This window comes from Parahalioglobus pacificus, from assembly GCF_014652275.1.
Taxonomy (GTDB): Bacteria; Pseudomonadota; Gammaproteobacteria; order Pseudomonadales; family Halieaceae; genus Parahalioglobus; species Parahalioglobus pacificus.
On sequence record NZ_BMYM01000003.1, the window covers coordinates 207,435 to 229,657 of the forward strand.

The 22,223-nt window shown below is 59.2% G+C and carries 18 protein-coding genes; 10 read left to right on the top strand and 8 right to left on the bottom strand.

The features are described 5' to 3' along the window. Positions 1-50: 50 nt before the first annotated feature. Complete coding sequence (locus IE089_RS14320) at positions 51-1,943, bottom strand: flavin monoamine oxidase family protein (protein WP_229802790.1); 1,893 nt, start codon at positions 1,941-1,943, stop codon at positions 51-53. A gap of 176 nt (positions 1,944-2,119) precedes the next feature. On the opposite strand from IE089_RS14320, the gene IE089_RS14325 reads away from it, so the two are divergent. Together IE089_RS14325 and IE089_RS14330 are read left to right on the top strand one after the other, a co-directional pair. After that, entirely contained in the window at positions 2,120-2,506 is a 387-nt protein-coding gene (locus IE089_RS14325; RefSeq protein WP_189478523.1) for a hypothetical protein, read from the top strand. 24 nt (positions 2,507-2,530) lie between these two features. Further along, complete coding sequence (locus tag IE089_RS14330) at positions 2,531-2,848, top strand: putative signal transducing protein (protein ID WP_189478524.1); 318 nt, start codon at positions 2,531-2,533, stop codon at positions 2,846-2,848. Between the two features lie 16 nt (positions 2,849-2,864). Here IE089_RS14330 and IE089_RS14335 read toward each other — a convergent pair whose 3' ends face one another. Further along, positions 2,865-4,493 (bottom strand): AMP-binding protein, encoded by a 1,629-nt coding sequence (locus IE089_RS14335; protein WP_189478525.1) that lies wholly within the window; start codon positions 4,491-4,493, stop codon positions 2,865-2,867. Between the two features lie 57 nt (positions 4,494-4,550). On the opposite strand from IE089_RS14335, the gene IE089_RS14340 reads away from it, so the two are divergent. Then, entirely contained in the window at positions 4,551-5,663 is a 1,113-nt protein-coding gene (locus IE089_RS14340) for a fatty acid desaturase family protein (RefSeq protein WP_189478526.1), read from the top strand. Positions 5,664-5,794: 131 nt separating this feature from the next. Next, on the top strand, positions 5,795-6,877 hold the full coding sequence (locus IE089_RS14345) for a patatin-like phospholipase family protein (protein ID WP_189478527.1): 1,083 nt from the start codon (positions 5,795-5,797) through the stop codon (positions 6,875-6,877). 131 nt (positions 6,878-7,008) lie between these two features. Here the strand turns inward: IE089_RS14345 and IE089_RS14350 are convergent, their stop codons facing one another. From IE089_RS14350 to IE089_RS14360, 3 genes are all read right to left on the bottom strand, one after another. Continuing rightward, entirely contained in the window at positions 7,009-7,533 is a 525-nt protein-coding gene (locus tag IE089_RS14350; protein WP_189478528.1) for a hypothetical protein, read from the bottom strand. A 90-nt stretch (positions 7,534-7,623) separates the two neighbouring features. Continuing rightward, positions 7,624-9,672 carry a TIR domain-containing protein gene (locus IE089_RS14355; RefSeq protein WP_189478529.1) on the bottom strand — a complete coding sequence of 683 codons (2,049 nt, stop codon included), beginning with the start codon at positions 9,670-9,672 and terminating at the stop codon, positions 7,624-7,626. A 209-nt stretch (positions 9,673-9,881) separates the two neighbouring features. Next, complete coding sequence (locus IE089_RS14360; RefSeq protein ID WP_189478530.1) at positions 9,882-10,991, bottom strand: NADH:flavin oxidoreductase; 1,110 nt, start codon at positions 10,989-10,991, stop codon at positions 9,882-9,884. A gap of 37 nt (positions 10,992-11,028) precedes the next feature. On the opposite strand from IE089_RS14360, the gene IE089_RS14365 reads away from it, so the two are divergent. Both IE089_RS14365 and IE089_RS14370 read left to right on the top strand, forming a co-directional pair. After that, positions 11,029-12,414, top strand: coding sequence for a DASH family cryptochrome (locus IE089_RS14365; RefSeq protein WP_229802791.1), 1,386 nt, complete (start codon positions 11,029-11,031; stop codon positions 12,412-12,414). Next, on the top strand, positions 12,414-12,560 hold the full coding sequence (locus tag IE089_RS14370; RefSeq protein ID WP_189478531.1) for a DUF2256 domain-containing protein: 147 nt from the start codon (positions 12,414-12,416) through the stop codon (positions 12,558-12,560). The genes IE089_RS14365 and IE089_RS14370 overlap by 1 nt, the downstream gene beginning before the upstream one ends. Here the strand turns inward: IE089_RS14370 and IE089_RS14375 are convergent. Both IE089_RS14375 and IE089_RS14380 read right to left on the bottom strand, forming a co-directional pair. Continuing rightward, the gene (locus IE089_RS14375; RefSeq protein ID WP_189478532.1) at positions 12,547-14,085 is read right to left on the bottom strand and encodes a cryptochrome/photolyase family protein; all 1,539 of its coding nucleotides are present in this window, start codon (positions 14,083-14,085) and stop codon (positions 12,547-12,549) included. The two genes, IE089_RS14370 and IE089_RS14375, sit on opposite strands and share 14 nt — an antisense overlap. 60 nt (positions 14,086-14,145) lie before the next feature. Next, complete coding sequence (locus tag IE089_RS14380; RefSeq protein WP_189478533.1) at positions 14,146-16,605, bottom strand: penicillin acylase family protein; 2,460 nt, start codon at positions 16,603-16,605, stop codon at positions 14,146-14,148. 162 nt (positions 16,606-16,767) lie between these two features. Between IE089_RS14380 and IE089_RS14385 the strand changes: the two genes are divergently transcribed. The 4 genes from IE089_RS14385 (at position 16,768) to IE089_RS14400 (ending at position 20,859) form a co-directional block, all read left to right on the top strand. Next, positions 16,768-17,937: a dipeptidase gene (locus IE089_RS14385; RefSeq protein WP_189478534.1), complete on the top strand. Its 1,170-nt coding sequence runs from the start codon at positions 16,768-16,770 to the stop codon at positions 17,935-17,937. A 435-nt stretch (positions 17,938-18,372) separates the two neighbouring features. Next, positions 18,373-19,605, top strand: a complete 1,233-nt coding sequence (locus IE089_RS14390; protein ID WP_189478535.1) for an MFS transporter — start codon at positions 18,373-18,375, stop codon at positions 19,603-19,605. Between the two features lie 135 nt (positions 19,606-19,740). Then, positions 19,741-20,256: a bactofilin family protein gene (locus IE089_RS14395; RefSeq protein ID WP_229802792.1), complete on the top strand. Its 516-nt coding sequence runs from the start codon at positions 19,741-19,743 to the stop codon at positions 20,254-20,256. 33 nt (positions 20,257-20,289) lie between these two features. After that, complete coding sequence (locus tag IE089_RS14400; protein WP_189478536.1) at positions 20,290-20,859, top strand: hypothetical protein; 570 nt, start codon at positions 20,290-20,292, stop codon at positions 20,857-20,859. Between the two features lie 31 nt (positions 20,860-20,890). Here IE089_RS14400 and IE089_RS14405 read toward each other — a convergent pair whose 3' ends face one another. After that, positions 20,891-22,192 carry an ABC1 kinase family protein gene (locus IE089_RS14405; protein WP_189478537.1) on the bottom strand — a complete coding sequence of 434 codons (1,302 nt, stop codon included), beginning with the start codon at positions 22,190-22,192 and terminating at the stop codon, positions 20,891-20,893. Positions 22,193-22,223 lie beyond the last annotated feature (31 nt).

Here is a 22,223-nt window from a genome sequence, read left to right on the forward strand (position 1 = left end):
GCCGGCTCAAGAAGCGCGGGCATGGTACAGGAGCCCGCCCAGAAAGCAAGTTAACCCTGGCCCGCGGGTAACTCCGACACCGCACGGAATGCCTCGTCGATCGCCGCCTGGGTATAGGCGCTGGCGCCCGCATCGGCATTCGCAATCGTGATGCGACCGAAGGGCTGGCGCGCAATCTCATGAGGCGCTTCGCCCGGCGCCCAATCGTCATCCCAAAGGTCGAGGTACTCCAGCGAGTACCCGTGCGGCCAGCGGTTCACTGTAATTGCCAAGATATCATTGGCCACATCAAAACCCGCCGGACCCAACAGACCATCCAACACGCGCCTGACTTCCCGCTCATAGTCTTCAAAGGAAAGGCCCAGCATAATTGCTCGCGAGGCACGGTGCTGGTCATCACGGGTAATGGCACTGTCCGGTGGCGAGGGCATACCCCACATCACCAGCGCCACTGCACCGGTATCGTCGATGGGGTGCACATAGCCGCCGGTGTTAATGCCGCGGAAGGTGAAGATGTTCTCCATCAGGCGACCCGGACAACGCACACTGTCGATGCCCAGCACATCCAGCGCATCGGTGTTTCGGATCAGCACGTTAGTCAGGAACAGCGGCGATTTCACCTGGTATTTCATAGCCTCACGCTGCGCAGCGGGCAGCTGCGGGCACAGGTGTGGAATGATCACGTGGTAACAGGCCAGCACCGTGTGCCTTGCCTGCACGCTCACAACCTCCCCGTCACGGATGTAGCTCACAGCAACAGCGTCATTGGCCTCACTGACATTCACCACGGTGGAACTGAGCCTGAGTCGCACAGCCCGTTCCGGCTTATCCAACTGATCGTAGTCAAAGGACGCGAGGGCAATATTCTCAGCGCTGGTGCCCGGCGCGACCTCGGGTATCAAGCGCGCAACCTGCAGGCGCGCCAGACTGGCATTGCCATCGGGCCACATAGCCACGGGGTAGTCCCAACGGCCCTCGCCCACATCCAAGCCCACCAATTGATAACCGGGGAAGCCCTCCTCCAGCACCTCCTGCGCCGACAACGCGCGCATCTCTGCACCCCAACCACCGTGCAGCAGCTTGTTAAATAGCGCGATGGCATCGTCGGTGAGCCCGCCATAGGTTTTCAGGAACTCCGGGTAGGAAATGCTGCGCAGGTAATCCTCTCGCGCTTGTTCGCCCATTTCATCCAGAACGGTATCGGTCCGCGCGTACAAGCGCTTCAATGACGCCCTGCCCTCCTCGGAAATGGGGATCTCATCGATTTTTGCGTCCGAAGCGCCCCCGGGCACATCAATGGCCAGTCCGGTGACCAGCTTGTCCACCCCGAAGGTCTCCTTGTCGAACCACATGGATGAGTCGTACTTGGCTGTGCGGCCGTAGGCAAAGTCACGCTGCTCGCGCATGGCCTGCACATCGATGCCGAAATCCTTCATGAAGGCCCAGACGTTATCGCTGAAATTCCACCACTCCAGGTTGTGCACACCGCCCATGGACAGGCGCATATTGCCTGCTTGGTGAAACTCGTTACGCCGCGCATGACCGCCAAAATCGTCATGATTCTCAAGAATGAGGATGCGTGCATCGCTGCCAAAACGCTGCTGGTAGTAATGCGCCGCCGCCAACCCCGAGATACCGCCACCCACAACCACCAGATCGTAGCGCTCATCCAGGGCGCGGGCTTCAGGAAAACCTTTCCCCTCCAGCGCAAGTGCATGCGCATTTTCATAGGAGCCCGGGTGGGAACCGCGCAATCCGGTTTTGCTGGGCGGGTAATCGTTAGCATGTGACGATCCGCCAGCTGTTGCAGAGGCTTCAGCCACCGCTTGGGACAACGGGGCTGATCCCATACCCGCGACACCCGCCACACCCACAGCCATCCCCTGCACGAAATCCCTGCGGGAAATACCGGTGTGCATGCCCAATTCTTTGTCTGACTTCATCACGATTACCCTGTGAACATTACGCTCACCATACACCAATCCCAGTGATGCCGGTTTATGCCTATACACCGGGAAAGACTGCGAGGGGCCGCGCCGCCAACTGCCATGGCATCGCTGGCAACGGGCTGATAGCCTATGGCCTGCACATAACGACAATAACACTCCGGGGAATGACTATGGCGTTCAACTTACTGCGTGGCCTCGCCACACTCTGCGGCCTGCTGATGGTCGTAATGGGGCTTAATTTTATCCTCGACCCGGCCGCCGCTGTGGCACAACTGGGCATGCCCCTGCTACCGGGCGATCAGGGGCGCAGCACGCAACTCGGCGATCTCACCGCTTTCTTCCTGAGCATGGGGGCCATGATTCTTTTGGGCACCTGGACGGGTAATCGCACATGGCTCTATGCCGCGGTGATGCTCATGGGCGGCACGGCTCTTTTCCGCACGCTTGCCTATGCATTGCACGGCGCCGATTTCGCGACGCAGGAAATTGTTGTCGAAGTGATCTCATCCATCATCCTGCTGCTGATGGCCAGCAAGTTGCCCGCGAAACCTGTCTAATCGCTCACCGCGGAGCCAGTGCGCGTGAAACTGGTGTTCACTCATGCCAACCTTGCCTTGGTGGTGCAGACAGGCGCGTACCTGGAACAGCAGGGTATTCACTGCGTATTGCGCAACGAGTTCGCATCGGGCGCGATCGGCGAACTCGCGCCGATTGATGCCTGGCCCGAGCTTTGGGTCAGCCGCGACCGGGATGCCGAACGGGCGCTGCAATTAGTCGAGGAGCTTGCAACGGCGCCGGAGGCGCCGGAGTGGACCTGCCGTCATTGCAATAACAGTTCGCCCGACAGCTTCGAGCGCTGCTGGCATTGCGGTTCGGACCGCTATGCGAGCCCACCGTGACATCGCGACCTGACAGCTAAGGCCACAGCCTCGCTCGCAATTGGTCTTTGCGGACTTTACCCGCGGGCGTTTTGGGGAGAGACGACACGTACTCGTAGCGCTCGGGAATTTTCTGCCGCGCCAGACCCGAGGACTCAGCGAACGCCGATAGCACGTCATCGCCAGTGGGCTGGTCCTTGTCTGCAGGCACCACGAACGCACACACTCCCTCCCCCAATCGCGCATGGGGCATGGCTACCACCGCCACCTCCTGCACCTGCGGGTGCGCGTGCAGCACATTCTCAATTTCCTTGGCGGACAGGTTCTCGCCGCCGCGAATAATCAGGTCTTTCTTACGATCGGTGATCACCAGTGCGCCATCGCCGGTAATGCGGCCAATATCCCCCGTGAGAAAATAGCCGTCAGCGGTGTGCGCCTCGCGGGTTTGCTGCGCATCGGCATACCCAAGGAACATGCCGGGCCCGCTGGCGGCCAGCTCACCCTCGCCGCCTTCAACCACGGGAGCGCCCTCGTCATCCAGCACCTGCACATCGTAGGCGTAAAGTTGACCATCCGTGGTTGCCGCAAACTCCGCGTTATCGCGCCAGCCATAGCTCACCAGTGGCACCTCGGTGCTGCCGTAAACGCGGGCGACCACACAGTTATCGAACCAATCCTGAGCCTCGCGCACCAGTCCTGGCGGCACCGCCGCACCCCCACAGGCAAACTGGCGCAGGGTGGGCAATCGGGTATCGGCCGCTTTGGCGGCCGCCAGCAGCTCCTGTAGGAACGGCGTGGCACCTAGGGTGAGGGTGATACCCAGGCGCTGGATTAAGGCCACTGCCTCGGCGGCGTCCCAGCGCGCCATCAGCGCGGTTTGCATCTCACTCATGAAACACAGATTGATGCCACTGGAATAGCCGGTCACGTGGGTGACCGGCGAAGGCATGAGCATGATGTCGCCCCGACCGATCTCACCATGACGCTCCGAGCAGCCCTGCACATAGCTCAGCGTGTTGTGACTGTGCAGCACCGCCTTGGGTGTGCCGGTGGTGCCCGATGTGTACAGGCGGCACTTCACGCTATTCGGATCGATCTCGGGAAGGGTTTCGCGATTGGCAAGCTCCCCCAGCAAGTGCGTATATGAGACGAATACGCCAGAACCGTTGGCGGGCTGTTCTGCCCGCACCGTGACGATCCTTTGAAGGTGAGGCAGCTCGGGCATCAAGCCCTCGATCATGCTTGGGTAGTCGATAGAGCGGAACGTGCCAGGGATAAATAGCAGCTTCACACCCGCGTCTTTAAGCATGAAGCGAAGTTCAGCATCGCGATAAATGGGTACGATGGGGGTTACCACCAGGCCGAGTGCAGCGGCGGCGATATCAATGGCCGCCACTTCACGCCAGTTGGGTAACTGGAAAGCGATGGTGTCGCCCCGCACAAGCCCCATGGCCTGAAAGGCAGCGATCAACTGCAGGGCTTCCTTTGCCAGCGCCTCGTAGGTGACATCGGGCTCATCCTCGAGGTAAAGCGCAACGCGCGTCGGGTAGGCGTGCGCAGCCCGCCAGGCCTGATCGGCGATTGTGGTATTGCGCCAGACGGCTCCATCCCGAGCTATGCGGGCCTCTATCCTGTCGGGTTCCAGCGCCACCGGGCGCACCTCCATCTCAGCTGCTCTGATGTTCTGCTGTTGCAGTTCAGCCGCGAAGCTTATCCGGCGAAGGTGACTACTGCCACGCGGGGATACTCAGTATTCGTACAGACTGCCGCTTTTTGGCACACTGCACCCCATCGTCAACACACTCGGGACATCGGCATCAGACCCCAATTTAAATCCTCTCGCGCAGCACGCTGGCACAGTGCCGCACTGGGCTACACCCTGCTCAGCTACCTGTTGGGGTGGGCCGGGCTACTTGCGGGCAATGCCTGGTTGTTCTTACCTGCGGCTGTGCTGCTGGGCCACAGCCTGGTGATCGCGGCCTACATGATTCACGAGTGCGCCCATAACACCGTGTTCAAGCAGAACCGCCACAACGCGGCACTGGGCACTGCGCTGTCCTGGCTGTGCGGTGCCTGTTACGGCCGCTATGAAGACATCCGCTACAAACACTTCCGCCATCACGTGGATAACGACGACGTGGTGTGGTTCGACTACGAGGCCTTTTTCAGGTCACACCCTCGCGTGTACGCCGTAACGCGTGGCCTGGAGTGGTGTTACGTGCCGGCACATGACTACCTGATGCATGCCCTGATGATGTTCAGCGCCTTTATCATCCCTCAGCGGCGCGATCAGCGCGGGCGCAACATCACTGTGCTGGCACTGCGCCTGACTGCACTGGCCGCCCTGCTGTGGTGGCAGCCTCTGGCGTTTGCGGGTTACGTGCTGGCCTACACACTGATGATCATCGTGCTGCGGTTTATGGATGGCATACAGCACGACTACCCCTACCACCTGCGCCTGTTCAGCGACGAAGTGTCTGAGCACAAGGGGGATGCCGAATGGGAGCAACTGCACACGTTCTCCAATGTGATCAGCTGGCGCTACGAATGGCCCAACTGGCTGGTGCTGAACTTCGGTTACCACAACGCTCACCACGCCAAGCCGACAACGCCTTGGTTCGAACTCCCGACACTGCATAGAACACTGTTTGGCCACGACCCCGATACGGTCGTGCGCCTGAGACCGCAGTTACAGATGTACCACCGTTACCGGGGCTACCGCATTTTCCACGATGCCCCGGGGCTCAGTCCTAAAGAGGGGCGTGACTTTTTGCAGGCGGCCCAACGCGCAGAACTCACCGGGGGTAACGCGGCCTCGTTCTTGACCGCGTTCTGAGGGTCGGCTATCGCGCCCCACTGCCACAGGGCCCTGCGTCTCACAAAACTGGCATGGCATGTGTGCGGCCTATACTCTTGGGTACACTGCCCTGTATGGGCCTTCGCCAACCCAAGGGAAGTGAACGTCGCATGGATGAAACAGCACTGTGTTTGAGCGGTGGTGGCTACCGGGCCACCCTTTTCCATGCAGGCAGCACCCTGCGCCTGACGGAACTCGGATTAGTAAAAAACACGCCCGGAGAAGGCGTGATAGGCACAGTATCGTCGGTGTCTGGCGGCTCTATTACCAGCGCGCTGGCAGCGCTCAATATGGACACGCTGGGCGCTGGCAACACCCAACCCTTTGTTGACGCGATCAATCATCTCACGCGCCACACACTGATCGACGCCGAGACGATCGCAGCGGGTCTGATCGAGGGGGGTGTGAATGCCTATGTAGCCGGCCAGATCGACACCATCAGCCTGCACAACGCTACGCTCCAGGCACTCCCCCACTTTCCTAACCACGTCATCAATGCCACCAACTTGCTCACAACGGCGCGCTGGGGCTTTGAACGGCAGCGCATGGGCGACTACCGCACGGGCTATGTGGTCTCACCCACAACACGGCTGTCCCATGCAGTGTCAGCGTCAGCGGGCTACCCGCCTTACCTGTCACCGGCGATACTGGCCCTCAAACCGGATGATTTTGATGACGGCACCGGCACGGACTGCACTGCCGCCGAGTATCGCAACACGATTCAGCTCACCGACGGCGGGGTGTACGACAACCTCGGACTGGAGGCCGTGTGGAAGGCGCATGGAAACTTACTGGTGGCTGACGCCTCGGCACCCACCTCACCGCAGGACGCGGTAGAATATGACTGGCTGAACCAGTCACTGCGGGTCAGTGATATCAGCGCCAGACAGGTGAGCGCCCTGCGAAAACGGGTGCTGATGGCAGGATTCCGTTCGGGTCAATGGCAGGGTGCCTACTGGAATATCCGTGATGACATCAGCCGTTTCCCGGCCTCTCATACCCTGCCCTGCCCGTTTGAACAGACCATGGCGCTGGCAAACACCGAGACTGACTTGTCCGGTAAGCATGCGAGGGAGCAACAGAGGCTCATGAATTGGGGCTATGCCGCCTGCGATGCCGCGGTGCGCAGTTATTTACTACCGGATGCAGATGCTCCGGGCGGATTTCCGTTCCCGCTAGCCGGCGTCGGCTAGGGCAATTGTCACGCTACTCGTGCGCTCTGTGATGGCAAAGGCAGAGCTCAGTCGCATTGCAGGGGGCGTGTGCGTTGTTGGCCGCAAAGCGCCCGCGCGCAATAGCGCGGGCGTATACAGAGTTTAGGGCCCTACCGACGACGGTTCACAATTATCGGGTCGCAGGTAATCTGCACCGTCTGGCTGGCGCCCGCCGCGTCCTCGAAAGTGACATTGACAACCGCGCCATATGAAAAGATGCCGTCATCCTGGCAGGTATCGGTCACCGTGATGCGCTTACCGTTGGGCGAAACAACGCCGGTGATATCAGGAGCGTCGTATTTATTGATGAAGTCGACAAACTTCAGATCGGTGATGTTGTTAGCCTCCTCATCCACGTCCGGGTCATACTCTTTGAGCTTGACCTCGAACTCCGCATCCGCAGTGCCGACTTCGAATTCGTTGTTGCCGTTGTTCTTATTGCCGCCGGAAAACTTGTACCAAAATGTGGTGCTTCCGTCGTTGGCGACCGCCTGAATCCAACGCTTGTTATTCGACATGTTTTGGCTGGTGACCTTGAGTTTTACGTTTGACATCGTGACTTCATCCTCCATTTGTAACGATTCCTCTTCAGTGCCGCCGGTATCCATCGCACTCGGACAGTATGCGGCAAACAAGTGTGCTCTCCGAACTCCGATACAACCATAGTCTCGATACGGGCAATTGCAAATCCAGCGTTGACAGTAATGAACGCACTGCTCAAACGTTCAGGGTTTGGCAGGTACACGGACACCGGCCAACTGTGCCAACGCCTCGCTGCTATCCACAGCGCCACCCAAACTGCGCACATCTTCGAAGGCTAGAGTCGCGCCCTCTAGCTGCAATTTGTCCAGCACCAACGCGGTCAGAACCCGGCTAGATGGTTCTAAAGACGGTTGCTCAGGTAGCCGGAGGACTGCGTGCGCGCGCTGTCGCAGTGCGCGCGCCTGAACACCCTCGCTGGAATGCTCGGCAATCTCCGCAGCCAGCAGGTACAGGCGCGCAAAGGCATCGGCATTAATGGTTACATTCGGCTCGGGCTGATCGCGTGCAAACGCCAGCGCCTCTGCCAACCCGGCTCTGGCGCTGGGCAGATCGCCCAGCGCCCACTGCGACAACGCGCGCTGTGACACCGCATCGAGATAGGACATGACTGCATCAGCGCGCCCGCCCTGGGCGTCACGCACCTCGCGTGGCAGCTGGGCCAGTGACTCCATCACTGCAAACGCAGCGGATTCATCACCGGCATGTAGCAGGCTGCGGCTGTAGGTGGTTGCGCACTGAACGCGGCCACGCATCCAGTAAAAATTTTCAGGGTCGTACTCGTTCAGCGCGTTCGCCTGTTCGTAGGCCCGGGCACTGTCGTTGAGTGAACCTTGATGATCCCCAACGTACAGCTTGGCTAAAGCCAATCGCATACCGTTCGATGACAGTAACTCGCGTAAAAGCATGTCATCAGACAGCTGGACGATTTCATCCAGCGCTGTGAATTCGTTCTCGTAATGGACGAGTGCATCGCTGACGTTGCCCTGCCTGTACGCCGCCTCGCCCAGCCAGGAATAGATAGATTGCTGCTCTTCAAGCTGCTGGGCTCTGGGTAATCGGTCGTTCAGGGCTTGCTGCACCTTGAGGGATTGCAGCAAGTGCCGTTCTGCTGCACCGAAGTTACCTTCTTCCAAGGCGATGACACCCAGGTTCCCATAACCCCAGGCCAGCTCCTGCTGACTGATCACTGAATTGGGATCGAGCGCAACCAGCGCCTTCGCGCCTGCAAGATAGTTCTTGAGCCGCGTAGTTCGTTGCTCAGCGTCATTTTGCTCGTAGGCCACGTTGCCGAGCCAGAACTCATTCTGGGCGATCTCATACACCACTGAGATCGGCTCGGGGTGGGTGTCCCTGATAGAGCCCAGAGCTGCCAGCGAGCGCTCAAAAGCCACGGAGGCGGCCGACAAGTCGCCCCGCGCCATTTGCACCTCACCGATCTGACGCATGGCCATGGCGTGCTTCAGCACCACCTCGGGCGTGATGTCCTCGCCTTCCAGTTCCGAGAAGTAATCCAGCGCCTTGTCGCCCACCGCATCCAGGATATCCAGCTTGCCAATGGGCTCGAGGTTGCCGCGCAAATCACCCAACATGAAGGCAATCAGGTCGTCCGCCTGTTCCCTGCGTCGATTCGCATCGTCCCTGGCCTCGTAAGCCAAATACGCCAGATACAGTGTGACCGCGGCAACCCCGGCCGATAAGGCCGCCACCGCTGTCAGGCGTTGTTGCCGACGTTGGAAGTCGCGCTGCTTGAGCTCATCGAAATCCACATCGATCAGACCTGCAAGCAACTTCAGGACGGCGTCTCGACGGCCATCACCCGCCTTGCGCGCATCGGCGGCCAGGGGCTCAAGGGCATTGCCGTCCGCATCTTCAATGAGAGGGCGTGGGAAACAATACGGGGGCTCGCCACTGACAATCAGCGGCAGAATCTGGCCCGCTGGGTTCAGCTCACGATACCGCAGGATTTCCCGCTCCACCCACTCCGAACGCGCGGCGGCCTCTGAGCAGACCACAATCATATTGTCTGAGTGGGTTAAGACGGCCTCGATTTGCTCACCCAGGCTGGTGGCGGCGCGCAGGTCGGTACGATCACGAAAGATGGGTTTGATGCGACTGTAGCCCACACGCTGCTGCAAACGTCGCGGTACCCGCCAATTCTCCAGTGCACGCTGTAGCCATGCGGCAAACTTCGCATCGTCGTGACTGTGACTGATAAAGGCACGGTACTGCATATATAAAGGAGCGCAACCAAACCGCGTGTTTCAGAATTGGATCAAAAATATGGGATAAACGCACCCACGTAAAGCCATCACACCTTAAAATTGCGACGCTTTGGGTTCTTGAGGACTAGACAGCAACCGGTCAGGTCACCAGCGGGTCTGCTACTGGAGAAGACCTGCCGCAGCGCGGGCTGCGACAGACTCATGGGAGGGCCCGTTACTTAGGCCAGGGACATCAACATCTCTTTTTCAAAGGCCTTGAGCTCGTCAGAGCGCTCACCTTTCACTTTATTGGCCCAATCGGGGTTGGCAATCATTGCGCGACCCACCGCAACCAGATCAAACTCGTCGGCCTCCAGGCGCTTCAACAGGTCGTCAAGGCCTGCTGTCTCTGCTTCCTTGAAAGTCGCTTCGCCCGGCGCAGGGATAAAGTCGGCATCCAAACCAACACTGCCTACAGTGATGCTGGGTTTACCGGTGAGCTTTTTGGTCCAGCCGGCAAGGTTGAGATCGCTGCCCTCAAACTCGGATTCCCAGAAGCGGCGGGTGGAGCAATGGAACATGTCCACGCCGGCGTCGCACAGGGGCTTGAGAAAGGTCTCAAGGTCCGCGGCGTTATCCACCAGCCGCGCGGTGTAGTCCTGCTGCTTCCACTGGGAATAACGCAGAATGATCGGGAAATCAGGGCCAACAGCGTCGCGACTGGCCTCAATCACCTCCACCGCAAAGCGACTGCGCTTTTCCAGTGAGCCGCCATAGGCGTCGTCGCGCTGGTTGGTGCCCTCCCAGAAGAACTGGTCAATGAGATAGCCGTGGGCACCGTGAATTTCCAGTGCATCAAAGCCCAGGCGTTTGGCGTCTGCGGCAGCCTGTGCATAGGCTTTAATCACATCATCGATATCCTGCTGGGTCATGATGTGGCGCGAAACCTTGCCGGGCATATTCATGCCGGACGGCGTGTAGCCGTTCACATCCCCTTCGGGCGGTGTGCCGGCCTTGCGCATACCGCCGCAGTGCCAGATCTGTGGAGCAATCTTGCCGCCCTCGGCATGTACCGCGTCCACCACCTTCTTCCAACCCGCCAGTCGATCCTCGCCCCAGAAATACGGGACACCGGGGTAACCACTGGCTGCAATGTGGTTAGGGCAGGTGCCTTCGGTGACAATGAGGCCGCAGCCTCCTTCGGCACGGCGACGGTAGTATTCCACCGTTTTATCGGTGGGGATGTTCTGCGGCGACTGGTTGCGTGTCATGGGCGCCATTACGATGCGGTTGGGCAGCGTCAGTGAGCCCACGGTAAACGGTTGAAACAGGGCGCTGTTATCGCTCATGGCTAGTCCTTGGCATGGGTGATCGTGTCAAAAGGCTGTGCAGGTTATACCAGCCACTGAGGCAAATCCACGCATTGCGGCCTGTCGTAACAAGCACACCACCGCTACCCTGTTTATCATGCGAAGTCTCTACTGGTTCCGTCACGACCTGCGCCTGCAGGACCACCCTGGCCTTGCGGCACAGGCTGATGCAGAGCAGTTGTTGCTGGTCTATTTATGGCCAACCAACCGGCCCTGGTGCAATGTGACCGGCATGGGCGAGCAGCGAGAGCGATTCCTGCGGGAGAGTCTGCAAGCACTGCGCGATGAGCTGGCACCGTTGGGACAAAGCCTCATGGTGCTGGAAGGGTCACCGGAACTGGTGATTCCCGAGTTGGTGCGCGACTACGGCATTACACGCGTGGGCACCACGCAGGCGCCCGGATACTACGAGCGCCGTGCCTGCAACGTGCTGCGCCAGCGTCTGGCGATCCCGCTGATCGAGTATCGCTCCGACACGCTGTTTGAAGAATCTGCCCTGCCCTTTGCCGTGGCCGATATGCCACAGCAGTTCACGCCTTTTCGCAAAGCCATAGACAGTGTGCGCTACGACAGGCCACGGCCCGCGCCCACCGAATTACCGCTACCCCCGGCAGCGCGCTTCGACAGATTGCCTCTGGCTACCGCGGCGCCCTCCACGGCACTGCCCGTGCGTGGCGGCGCCGTCGCAGGGAGGCGGCGCTTGCAACAGTTCGTTTTCGATGAACAATCCATACTCGAGTACAAGGAAACGCGGAACGACCTGAATGGACTGGCCGGGTCCAGCACTCTGTCACCCTGGCTGGCCAATGGCTGTCTGTCTGTGCGGGAAGTGGCAGCCGCGGTAGAGCGCTTCGAGCGTGAACACACCGCCAATGACTCCACCTACTGGTTGTATTTCGAGCTGCTTTGGCGCGAATTTTTCCACTGGCGCGCCTACCGCGACGACATCAATCTGTTCCGCCTGCACGGCGGGAAAAAACGCAAGCGACTGGTGAACTGCACGTTCGAGCCGCGCGCATTTGCGCGTTGGTGTGCCGGCGACACCAATTTCCCATTGGTCAATGCGCTCATGCACCAGCTGGTTGCCACGGGATGGATGAGCAATCGCGGACGGCAGATCGCTGCCAGCTGTCTGGTTAACGAGTTGGGCTTGGACTGGCGCTACGGCGCCGCCTTCTTCGAGAAGCATCTGATTGATTATGATGTGGCCAGCAACTACGGCAACTGGCAATACCTTGCAGGCTCCGGCGCCGACCCCCGGGGTGGGCGCCATTTCAACCTACAGAAGCAAGCCGAAGAGCATGACCCGGATGGCACGTTCACTGCCAAATGGGACGGCGATCGCCCGCAACAGCCAGAATTTGTTACTGACGCCGCCGACTGGCCCATTCAGGACAGCTGATGGGGAGTTCACCCAAACCGCAGAAAACGTGCCCAGTCTGCAACCGCCCCTTCGAGTGGCGCGCCAAATGGCGGAAGAACTGGGACGACGTGAAGTACTGCTCCAAGCGGTGTGCCAGCAACAGGCACAGGCTTAAGCAGCGTTAGGGGCGTGGTGCGCCAGTACCTGGTCGGCCCACTGTAGAATCGCCTCCCGCTGCTCTGGCGCGCGCTTGCGCCAGTTACCCAAGATCAATCCCATGCGAGCATTCTTGGTCAGGTATTCCGAGTGCCGGTCTATAAACCGCCAGTAGAGACTGTTATAGGGGCAAGCGCCCTCACCGGTGGTTTTTGCAGGGTCGTAGGGGCACTGGGCGCAGTGGTTTCCCTGACGCTGAATGTACTTGCCACTGGCAGCATAGGGTTTGCTGGCCATCATGCCGTTGTCGCCGTGCAGCGCCATACCCAAGGTGTTGGGCAACTCCACCCATTCAAAGGCATCCACGTACACCGCCAGATACCAGTCGCAGACCTCGCGCACGGATAAACCAGCCAGCAGGGAAAAGTTGCCGATCACCATCAACCGCTGGATATGGTGTCCATAGCCCAGGTCAAGGCTTTGCGTCAGCGCCTGTGACAGGCAGCGCATGTCTGTGTCACCGGTCCAGAAGTAATCGGGCAGCGGTGTTTTCGCGCCAAACGTGTTGCGCGTTGCGTACTCCGGCATCGCCAGCCAATACAGACCGCGCACATACTCCCGCCAGCCCAAGACCTGCCGGATAAAGCCTTCTGCAGATGCCAGCGAGCAATCACCCTTGCGCCAAGCCGCTTCCACGGCCTGGCAAACGGCCAGCGGATTGAGCAACCCGATGTTCAAGTACATTGAGATCAGGCTGTGAAAGAGCAGCGTGGACTCCTCGGCCAGCGCGTCCTGGTACATACCAAAGTTGTCCAGCGCCTCACGGCAGAACCACTGAAACTGCTGCTGCGCCTCGTCGGGAGTGACCGCACAATAAAACTGGGACAAGTCGCCCGGATTATTCGGGAAGGCGGCATTCACCTCCGTGATCACCGCCTCGGTTATGGAGGATTGTGCAGGCCATTGCCGCACAGGAATCTCTACCTGGTTGCGCCAGCCCTTGCGATTGTCCGCATCGTAGTTCCACTTGCCACCTTCGGGGCTGCCGTCGAGGTCGAGCAAAATGCCGTATCGCTTGCGCATTTCGCGATAGAAATACTCCATACGGAGCTGTTTCCGACCCTCGGCCCACTGCTCAAAATCTGCCCGTGAGCTGAGAAAACGGCTGTCTTCAATGATGTGGACATCGCAGGAGAGCGTGTCCTGCCAGTCCCTCATCGCCGCAAGTAAACGATACTCACCCGGCTCGGTGCACAACAGTTGGCTTGCGCCGCTTCGCGTCAGGGCCTCATCGACCGCCGCCTTTAAGGAGGGCACCCCCTCGGAGTACTCGCGGTAAATGACGTTGAAACCGGCGTCGCGCAGCGCCGTGGCCGCGTGTCGCATGGCCGCAAATATCAGGGCGATTTTGTGGCGGTTGTGCCGCACATAGCCGGCCTCCTCTGCGACCTCAGCGAAGAGCACAGTGTCGGTGGCAGGGTCTGCATCAAGCAGCGCAGGGTTGTCGGGACCCAGTTGGTCGCCAAGCACTAGGATGAGTCGTTGGTCAGTCATAGTGATAATACGACTCACCGGGGGGACTGGCCCAACCGCAGGGGTTAGGCCAGTGGTTTTTTACTCCTCCAGGATCAGCGTCTCACCGATCTGGTTGGCAGTAATGTCTTCCTCACAGAAGGGGAACCGAACCCATTGCTTGTCGGAGTACAGCTGGGTCTGATCGGCAAAGTGCGGCGACTCGGGGTCGGTGGATTGCGAGGGCACGAGCACAACGTCCGCTATCGGACAATCCGACTCGTCCCAGGTGACCGCCTGAATGTAGCTGTTGCCCGAGGACGGGTTGGCGTACCCATCGTCGCCCAGGCGCGCGCTGATCGCACCGTACACACCCATCGTGCCCGCACCGCCGTGTATAGGAATGCGCGCGCCGTTACGCTCCAGGAATTGGAGATCACCCCAAGGGGCATCCAGCGATAAACCGCGGGTCGCCAAGCGCTCGGTGGCTTCGAACAGCACCCGTGTGACCAGATTCCGATTGGCCTCTACGGTCAGATCGATACCCGAGGGCGTGTTGAGCGGATCTGCCGGATCGAAATCCACGGCCCAAAACTCATCATTGGCCACCACACTCTGGTAGGGATCAGGAAATTCCCTGCGGATGCCCGCCCAGAACTCATTGAAGACCTGTGCACCACGGCTCTCCAGATCAACGCGACGGTCCCAGCGAGACAGCACTTCACAAGCCTCCGGGTTGTCTGCAGACATACCGTCATCGCAGAGTTGGAGCACGTCATCCAGAACCACTTCAGCACCATACACGCGATTGGCGTACATCAGGCCCTTCAGCGTCTCCAAGTCGAACAGGGGCGTCTCACTGAGACCATCGGTGGCGTTCTTGCGCTCCTCGACCATCAGGTGGCCTATACGCGTGCGCAGGAACTGCTGCAGACCCTCGTAGCCCACGGGACCCATGATAGTGGGAAAGCCCTCCAGCGGCTGGGCCGGATTACTGAGCCAGTAGCTGTTGTTGCTGTTGCCCACGTAATCGCGTGTCCGCAGCTGCGGCAACAAGTTTGCGGGGTATAAGTTACTGCCTTCAGGCGCAGCCGGGTCATCGCCCCACTCACAGTCAGACGTTGATCCGTCCAATGAGATAATAACGTTGGTAGTTGCCTCTGCCAGCAGCGGTCCAATGATGCCGTTGACGCAGCTATCCAGCTGAGCCTGGGTAACGAAGGGGATCGCGGAAATCTCGCCGTAGAAGGCTTCGCCATTACGATCAGCGGCAAACTCGTGGAACACCGGGTTTCCGACCTCATCCAGCGCCGTGATGTACTCGTCTAGGCTGGTAGCCTGCCCCTTGGTAATCCACTGCTGAATACCGCGAATGCCCGTCAGAATATTGGCGTCGCGGAATGCCAACACCGATCCATTGAAGAGCGGCCAACCGTCCAACAGACTGCTCACGCTCTTCAGGTTCACGATGGGGCCAAAGTGCGATTCATAGAAGGTGTAGCTGCGCGACTCCAGCGTGCCATCGGGCAGTAATACCTCAATGGTCACGTCCTGCGGCACGATGTCGCGCAGTTCGCCATCGAATTCGTATTGAAGCGGGTTATCGGGGTTGAGTTTCAGTTCATAAAAACTGAAACGGTTCGCCAACGATACGGTGTGGGTCCAGGCCACATCCTTATTAAACCCAATGCCGATGAAAGGAAATCCGTGCAGGGCTGCGCCGGCTACATCGTACTCGCCGGGCAACGTCAGGTGCGCCTGGTACCAGGCGCCGGCGCCAAACCAGGGCTGGTGCGGATTGCCCAACAACAGCCCACTTCCGTTCTGCGTGGACTCGCTGCCGATAGCCAACGCGTTACTGCCTTGGTCAAGGTTACGCAGCGGCAGCGTGGCTATGGCGGCAGAGGCAGCCACCTTCTCCAGTCCCTGCGCCGAAGGGGTGGCGGCATTACCGCCATCTGGACCTGCAACGCTCAGCAGTGCAGAGCGCACCAACCCTTGGTCGGAGCTGCCGCGCAGGGCCTCGCGGCGCAGGAAGAAAAACAGGTCTGTCGCATCAAACGGTGTTACCCATGCGGCATTGCGACAGCCAAGATCGCCCTCCGGCAGATTCTCAACACCGGTTTCCTCAAGGTAGCGGTTCATACCGCGCGCGTAACCTTCGGCCAAATCCCGGGCAAACTGGGGTAACTGACTGACAAACCGTTCTTCAAATTCTTCTTTACTGCCGTTGAGGTAGCGAAACAGGAAGTCTGACTCCACACTGCCCTCTTCCTCGCCAAACAACTCTGCTGAACGACCACTCGCGAAAACAATTTCGCGCCGTGTGACGCAGTAGTTATCCTGAGCGTAGGCATAGCCAAAGCCGTAGCCCAGACTGGTCCAGTCATCGGCCTTAATGTGGGGAATACCGAACTCTGTTCGACGGATCTCAGCACTCAGAGTCACGTCGGGCACCACGGGCTCGATGGGTTCTACCGGCGGCGGCGGATTGTTGTCTGAAGAGTCACTACAGGCCACCATGGCGACACAGGCCACGGCTATCAGCGATCGTCTGAACACGGTTTATCCTTTTTATTGTCAATTTTGCGGAACACAGACTCTAGTAAATGTCGCATTTTTTAACAACAGAACAAGGCTAATTGGGTGAACCCTCCGGCGTAACCTCATGCAACGCTGTACCTTGGCTGATAAGCTCCCTGCACTTGCTCAAGGAATCCATCGATGAAAACTGCACTGTCTGTGGTCATGGCGCTAGTGCTGGCTGGCCTTCTGTTGTTCTTCGCGCTGGCACCGGCGCAAATAGAGCGCGGCATGAACGTTATCCAGCCGGGCCCTGAACCCGAGATCAGCGACGCTGCTCGGGCGCTGCACTCTGAGCTGTTCATTGGCGACCTGCACAGTGACAGCACACTGTGGCGACGTGACCTGACCCAGGCGTCAGACAGGGGACACGTTGACCTGCCACGCCTGGTAGCCGGCAATGTCGCCCTGCAGGTTTTCACGTCCGTGACCAAGTCGCCGTCCGGACAAAACTATGAACGCAATGCCACGGACACCTCAGACAACATCACCTTGCTGGCCATTGCCCAACGCTGGCCGCCTGCCACCTGGAGTAGCCTCACCGAGCGAGCGCTGTACCAAGCACACAAGTTGCACATACTCGCCGAGGAGCATCCCGAAAAAGTGCAGCTGGTGCGCAGTCGTACCGAGTTGGCGCGTCTGCTGGCGCGGCGCGAAGCCGGGGAAACCGTGGTCGGTGGGATTCTCGGCACCGAGGGCGGCCATGCGCTGGATGGTGAGCTTGCGAACATCCAGGTGCTATACGACGCCGGCCTACGTGTGGTGGGTTTACAACATTTCTTTGATAACAAGCTGGGCGGATCGCTGCACGGCGAGACCGGCGACGGCCTGAGTGAGTTCGGCCAACAGGCGGTCGACGCCATGCTGGCTCTCGACATGATTATCGACGTAGCGCACAGCTCCGAAGCCGTGGTTCGGGATGTACTGGCGCGCAGTGACAAGCCTGTCATTGTTAGCCACACCGGCTTTCAGGGGCACTGCAACACACCGCGCAATATCAGCGATGCCCTGATGGTCGAAATCGCTGACGCCGGCGGGATCGTCGGTGTCGGCTATTGGGATGCCGCCGTCTGCGACACGAGCGTCGCGGCTATCGTCGATGGCATCCGTTACGGCATTGATCTCATCGGCGAAGACCACGTGGCATTGGGCTCGGATTACGATGGCACCATTGCAGCGCCCTTCGACACCTCGCAGCTGATCCTGTTGACCACCGAGATGCTCAATCGCGGCTTCACCGAAACGGAGATCCGCAAAGTCATGGGCCTGAATATGCTGCGCATTCTGCAAGATGGTCTGCCGGTGGAATAAAACGCCGGGGTGGCCCGTCATCTGAGTGTCTCATCGGCACGCTACCCTGCGAACTTTTTCACAATCGCAAGATTGTGATTGACCGCGATACATGGATTGGCGAGCATAACCACGATCGCAGCGAACGCTAGGCGTCGCTCAAAAGCAGCAGGCACATTACCGCAAAGCCCGCTGTCCAGAGACACCGAACAACCAACGAGTAAAGACAGTGACCACGCTACTAAGCATGCATAAACGACAGCACCCGCGCCACGACGCCTCCGTCATTGCGTGGGTATGCCGTTGTATGCGGCGTGGTTTAAGGAAGCACCAGGTATAAATACCGTTTGAATCAGAGGCCTCCGAAAACCGCGTTTTCGGGGGCCTTTTTCGTTATCCAACGTTAAATCCAAAGCTCTTCGAAAACCGGTTCTCGGCCTCTCAGGGGCGAGCACCATGAACATTTCATTACACAACAACATAAAGACGCTCTACGCGATCGGCTTCTTTCAGAGCTTTATCGTGGTCATACCCGTATTCGTGCCGCTGCTGCAGGGCTATGGCCTGTCCATGAGTCAGGTGTTGATGACCCAGGCCGCTTTTGCCTTCACGATCGCACTGTGTGAAGTCCCCTCGGGTTACATTGCGGATCTCTGGGGCAGGCGCAACGCCATTCTGGTGGGTTCCGCACTGAACGCGCTTGGGTTCCTGTCCCTGTTACAGGCAAATACCTTCGTGGATTTCCTGCTGTACGAAATGGTGCTGGGCGTTGGCTTCAGCCTGATTTCCGGTGCGGATCTGGCGTTGTTGTACGACAGTGAGTTGCAGCTGCAGCGCGAGGGCAAGCCGGGCGGCGCGGGCGCGGGAAAATCCCTGAGTCGCCTGATTGCCATCGAAGCTGCGGCTTCCGGTATCGCCGGGATCGCAGCCAGCCTGCTGCTGTTGCACTCTATGAGCAGCGTCATCATGCTGCAGGCTATCACCGGTTTTGCGCCGCTGATTCTCGGTGTGCTGCTGGTCGAAACGCCCAGACCTACACGCACCGGGTCGCATGGCGCCAATGCCAAAGCCGTGGCGCGACTGCTGTTCTTTGGTAAGCCCGTGGTCTTATGGACAGCTTTTGCGATCGGCGTGTTTGGCTTGCTGGCGGTCTACGTGTTCTGGATCTACCAGAAATACTGGGAGGTTCAGGGTGTGCCGCTGCAGAGCTTTGGCTACCTGTGGGCGGTATTCGCACTCACCGTCAGCCTCGCTGCGCGCTACGCCAGCGATATCGAGCAGTGGCTGGGCACCAACCGCCTGCTGTTCCTGTTGGCATTACTCCCACTGTTGGGCTTGCTGGGCATGGTGGTTGGACCTGGCTGGTGGGGTGTTTACGCCGGTCTGGCGGTGCAGGTATCACGCGGCATCAGTCTCACGCTCTTCTATGAGGCGCTGAATCGTCGTGTACCCGGGGATTTCCGTGCCACGGTGAATTCGCTGGTAAGCCTGTGCGTGCGCGCACTCTTTATCGTTACCGGGCCGGCCCTGGGCTGGGTCATGGATGAGTACGGTGTGCATACAGCATTGCTGGTGCTGGGTATGTTATTCGCGCCGTTGCTGTCCATTGTGGTGATGCCTCTGGTGGCGCGTATCGCCAGCGAACGTGCCTCCCTGGCCAATCTGGAGCAGCAGAGTCATCCCGGCTAAGCCCGATCACCGGCGCCCACCTGGGCGTCGGATTTTCAGCCACAGCCCGAATCCTTAGTTTTCCACAACATCTGCTAGACAACAGAATCGCCGCTGCTAGAGTTATTCAGGCAGTCAGTTCACACGGTGAATACCATGTTTGAGCGCAACAAGAACAAAGGCGCGGGCAACCCGCCTGAGACCCCGGCACCCCAGCCCACTGCGCCAGCCAACCCGCCGGCCAGCGCAACCAACACGACCAGCAGGAGCACTGCGATGATCGGAAACAGCATCGTTATTAAAGGCACCGTCTCCGGTGATGAGGACCTGACTATTCAGGGCACGGTTGAAGGAACCATCGAGTTAGGCACCAATGAGGTCACCATTGGCGAGTCAGGCAAAGTATCGGCTGATGTACACGCCCGCATGGTGCGTATCGACGGCGAGGTCACGGGCGACATCAAAGGCGGCGAAAAGGTCGTGATTTCCAAGTCAGGTAATGTGCGGGGCAATATTGTTGCTCCGCGTGTCACACTGGAGGACGGCGCCATCTTCAAGGGCAGCATTGATATGGATCCGGGTGACAATGTGGTGAAGAAGCCCACTTTGGCCAGCAGCGATGCCAAGTCGGATGACACGCCTACGGCAGGCTTTGATCTGAAGAGTGGCTAAGAGGCTGCATCGGCGCTCATCGCCCGGTAACTGATGAGCGCCCTACAACCCACCAAACTTTTCCCGACGCTGCTGGAGCCACTAGACGACAGCCGGCGCATTGCTGTGCTGAACATCGGCCCCGCCACCCCTGAGACCATTGCTTTCTTCTCGCACTATCGCTGTCGATTGCATGTGGTGGACCTGTTTACAGAGCTGCCAATACAGGCACCACCCGACGATGCACAGCCACTGGCAATTCGCCTGGGCCGAATACTGGGGATTGCCCCGGGCACGCGCTTTGACCTCTGTCTTTTCTGGGACCTATTCAACTACGTGAATGCCGACGTTACCCGCGCACTGATGGCGGCGCTACGACCCTACATACACAGTGGAACGCGGGCACATTGCTTTGGCGTTCATAATGCCAGGGCCGAGGAATCAGCCGTGAGCTATGGTGTCGCAGACGCTGAGCATTTTGTCACCAAGCAACGGCAACGCGCGATACCGAATTACGCGCCACACTCACAGTCGGCGCTGCAATCACTGTTAGCGGATTTCGAAGTGGTGCGCAGTGTATTACTTGCGGGGAGCCGGCTGGAAATGGTGATGACTGCCCGCTAACGCTGCGGGCGTCCCAGACTGACGAAGCGCCCTACAGCCAGCGGCTAATCAGCGATTGGACATCTACTCTGGCGCCTACCCGACTGGCCAGCATAAACAGGCCGCCCAGTTTGCGATGAAAGTAAACGGCATCGATGGGGGGCGCCTGCCAAAAGTCTTTGTAGTCCGACACCGACTGCCCGAGCTCAGACAGGCGCGCTGGCATGTCGGATGCACCGAAGTCAAAGGCACCCTCGAAGCGCAGGGGCTCCAGCGCAATCAGAAACAACTCCAGCACAATCTTTCGGTACTCTGAATCGTCATCGCCCATGGAATAGCCCACCTTCTCGGCGGCAATTGCCATTGCCTCGCGGTCGCCGGCAATGGCCGCCGCAGCCAATTTTCGGTAGTTGCTGACAAACCGTGCCTTGAAGTGACGCGTAGCGCCAAAGTCCAGCAGCACAATTTGGCCGCTCGAAGGCCGGTAAAGGTAGTTCGCAAAATTGGGATCGGTCTGCACCATGCGCAGCTCGAAGAGTTCGGTGAGCAGCAGGTCGATCAGCGCGGTCATCACATGATCACGCTCGGCCTGAGGCCTGTTTGCGATACTCTCTATGGGGTTGCCATCCACATAGGTCATAGCGAGCACGTTGCGGTGCGTAAGCTCGGGCAGGACCTCAGGGAGAAGAAAGCGTTCATCGTCCGCCAGCACATCGCCAAACGCCCGCAGGAATTTCGCCTCTTTGCGGTAATCGGCTTCGTCCTTCAGCTGCTCCTTGGCGTCGGCCAGCAGGGGCGAAATGTCGATATCTTCTGGCAGCAAGCCACTGAGGCGCAATACTGTCGCGATATTATCGACGTCACTGTCAATGCTCTTGGCGACACCGGGATACTGAACTTTGAGCACGATATCACGACCGTCGGGGGACACTGTGCGGTGAACCTGGCCAATGGAGGCTGCCGCAATCGGCTTGGGGTTAAAGCCGTAGAACAGAGACTCCCACTCCTCACCATAAGCCTGGCTCATGGCCTGGTCCAACTGCTTTTGTGGCATGGCCTGCGCGTCGGAGCGCAGACGCGACAAGATATCGGCGAGCTCTCGCGGCAGGAGATCACCGGTATCCATGGACAGAATCTGGCCCAGCTTCATGGCCGCACCACGCATCTGCGCCAACTGATCTGCCACCCGCCGGGCGTTACCCGGGGTGAGGAGCATGTCCCTGGCACGCGGCCGTTTGCCGGCACGTAACTGACGGGTTCCCTCTGCCAACATTCCACCGGCAACCCCGCCGGCGAGTTTTGCTACCTTGGCAAAACGCCCTACCCGGGTAGTGGGCACAGCACCCGCGCTCATACCTGGATCGTTGTCTCCTTTATCTTTATCG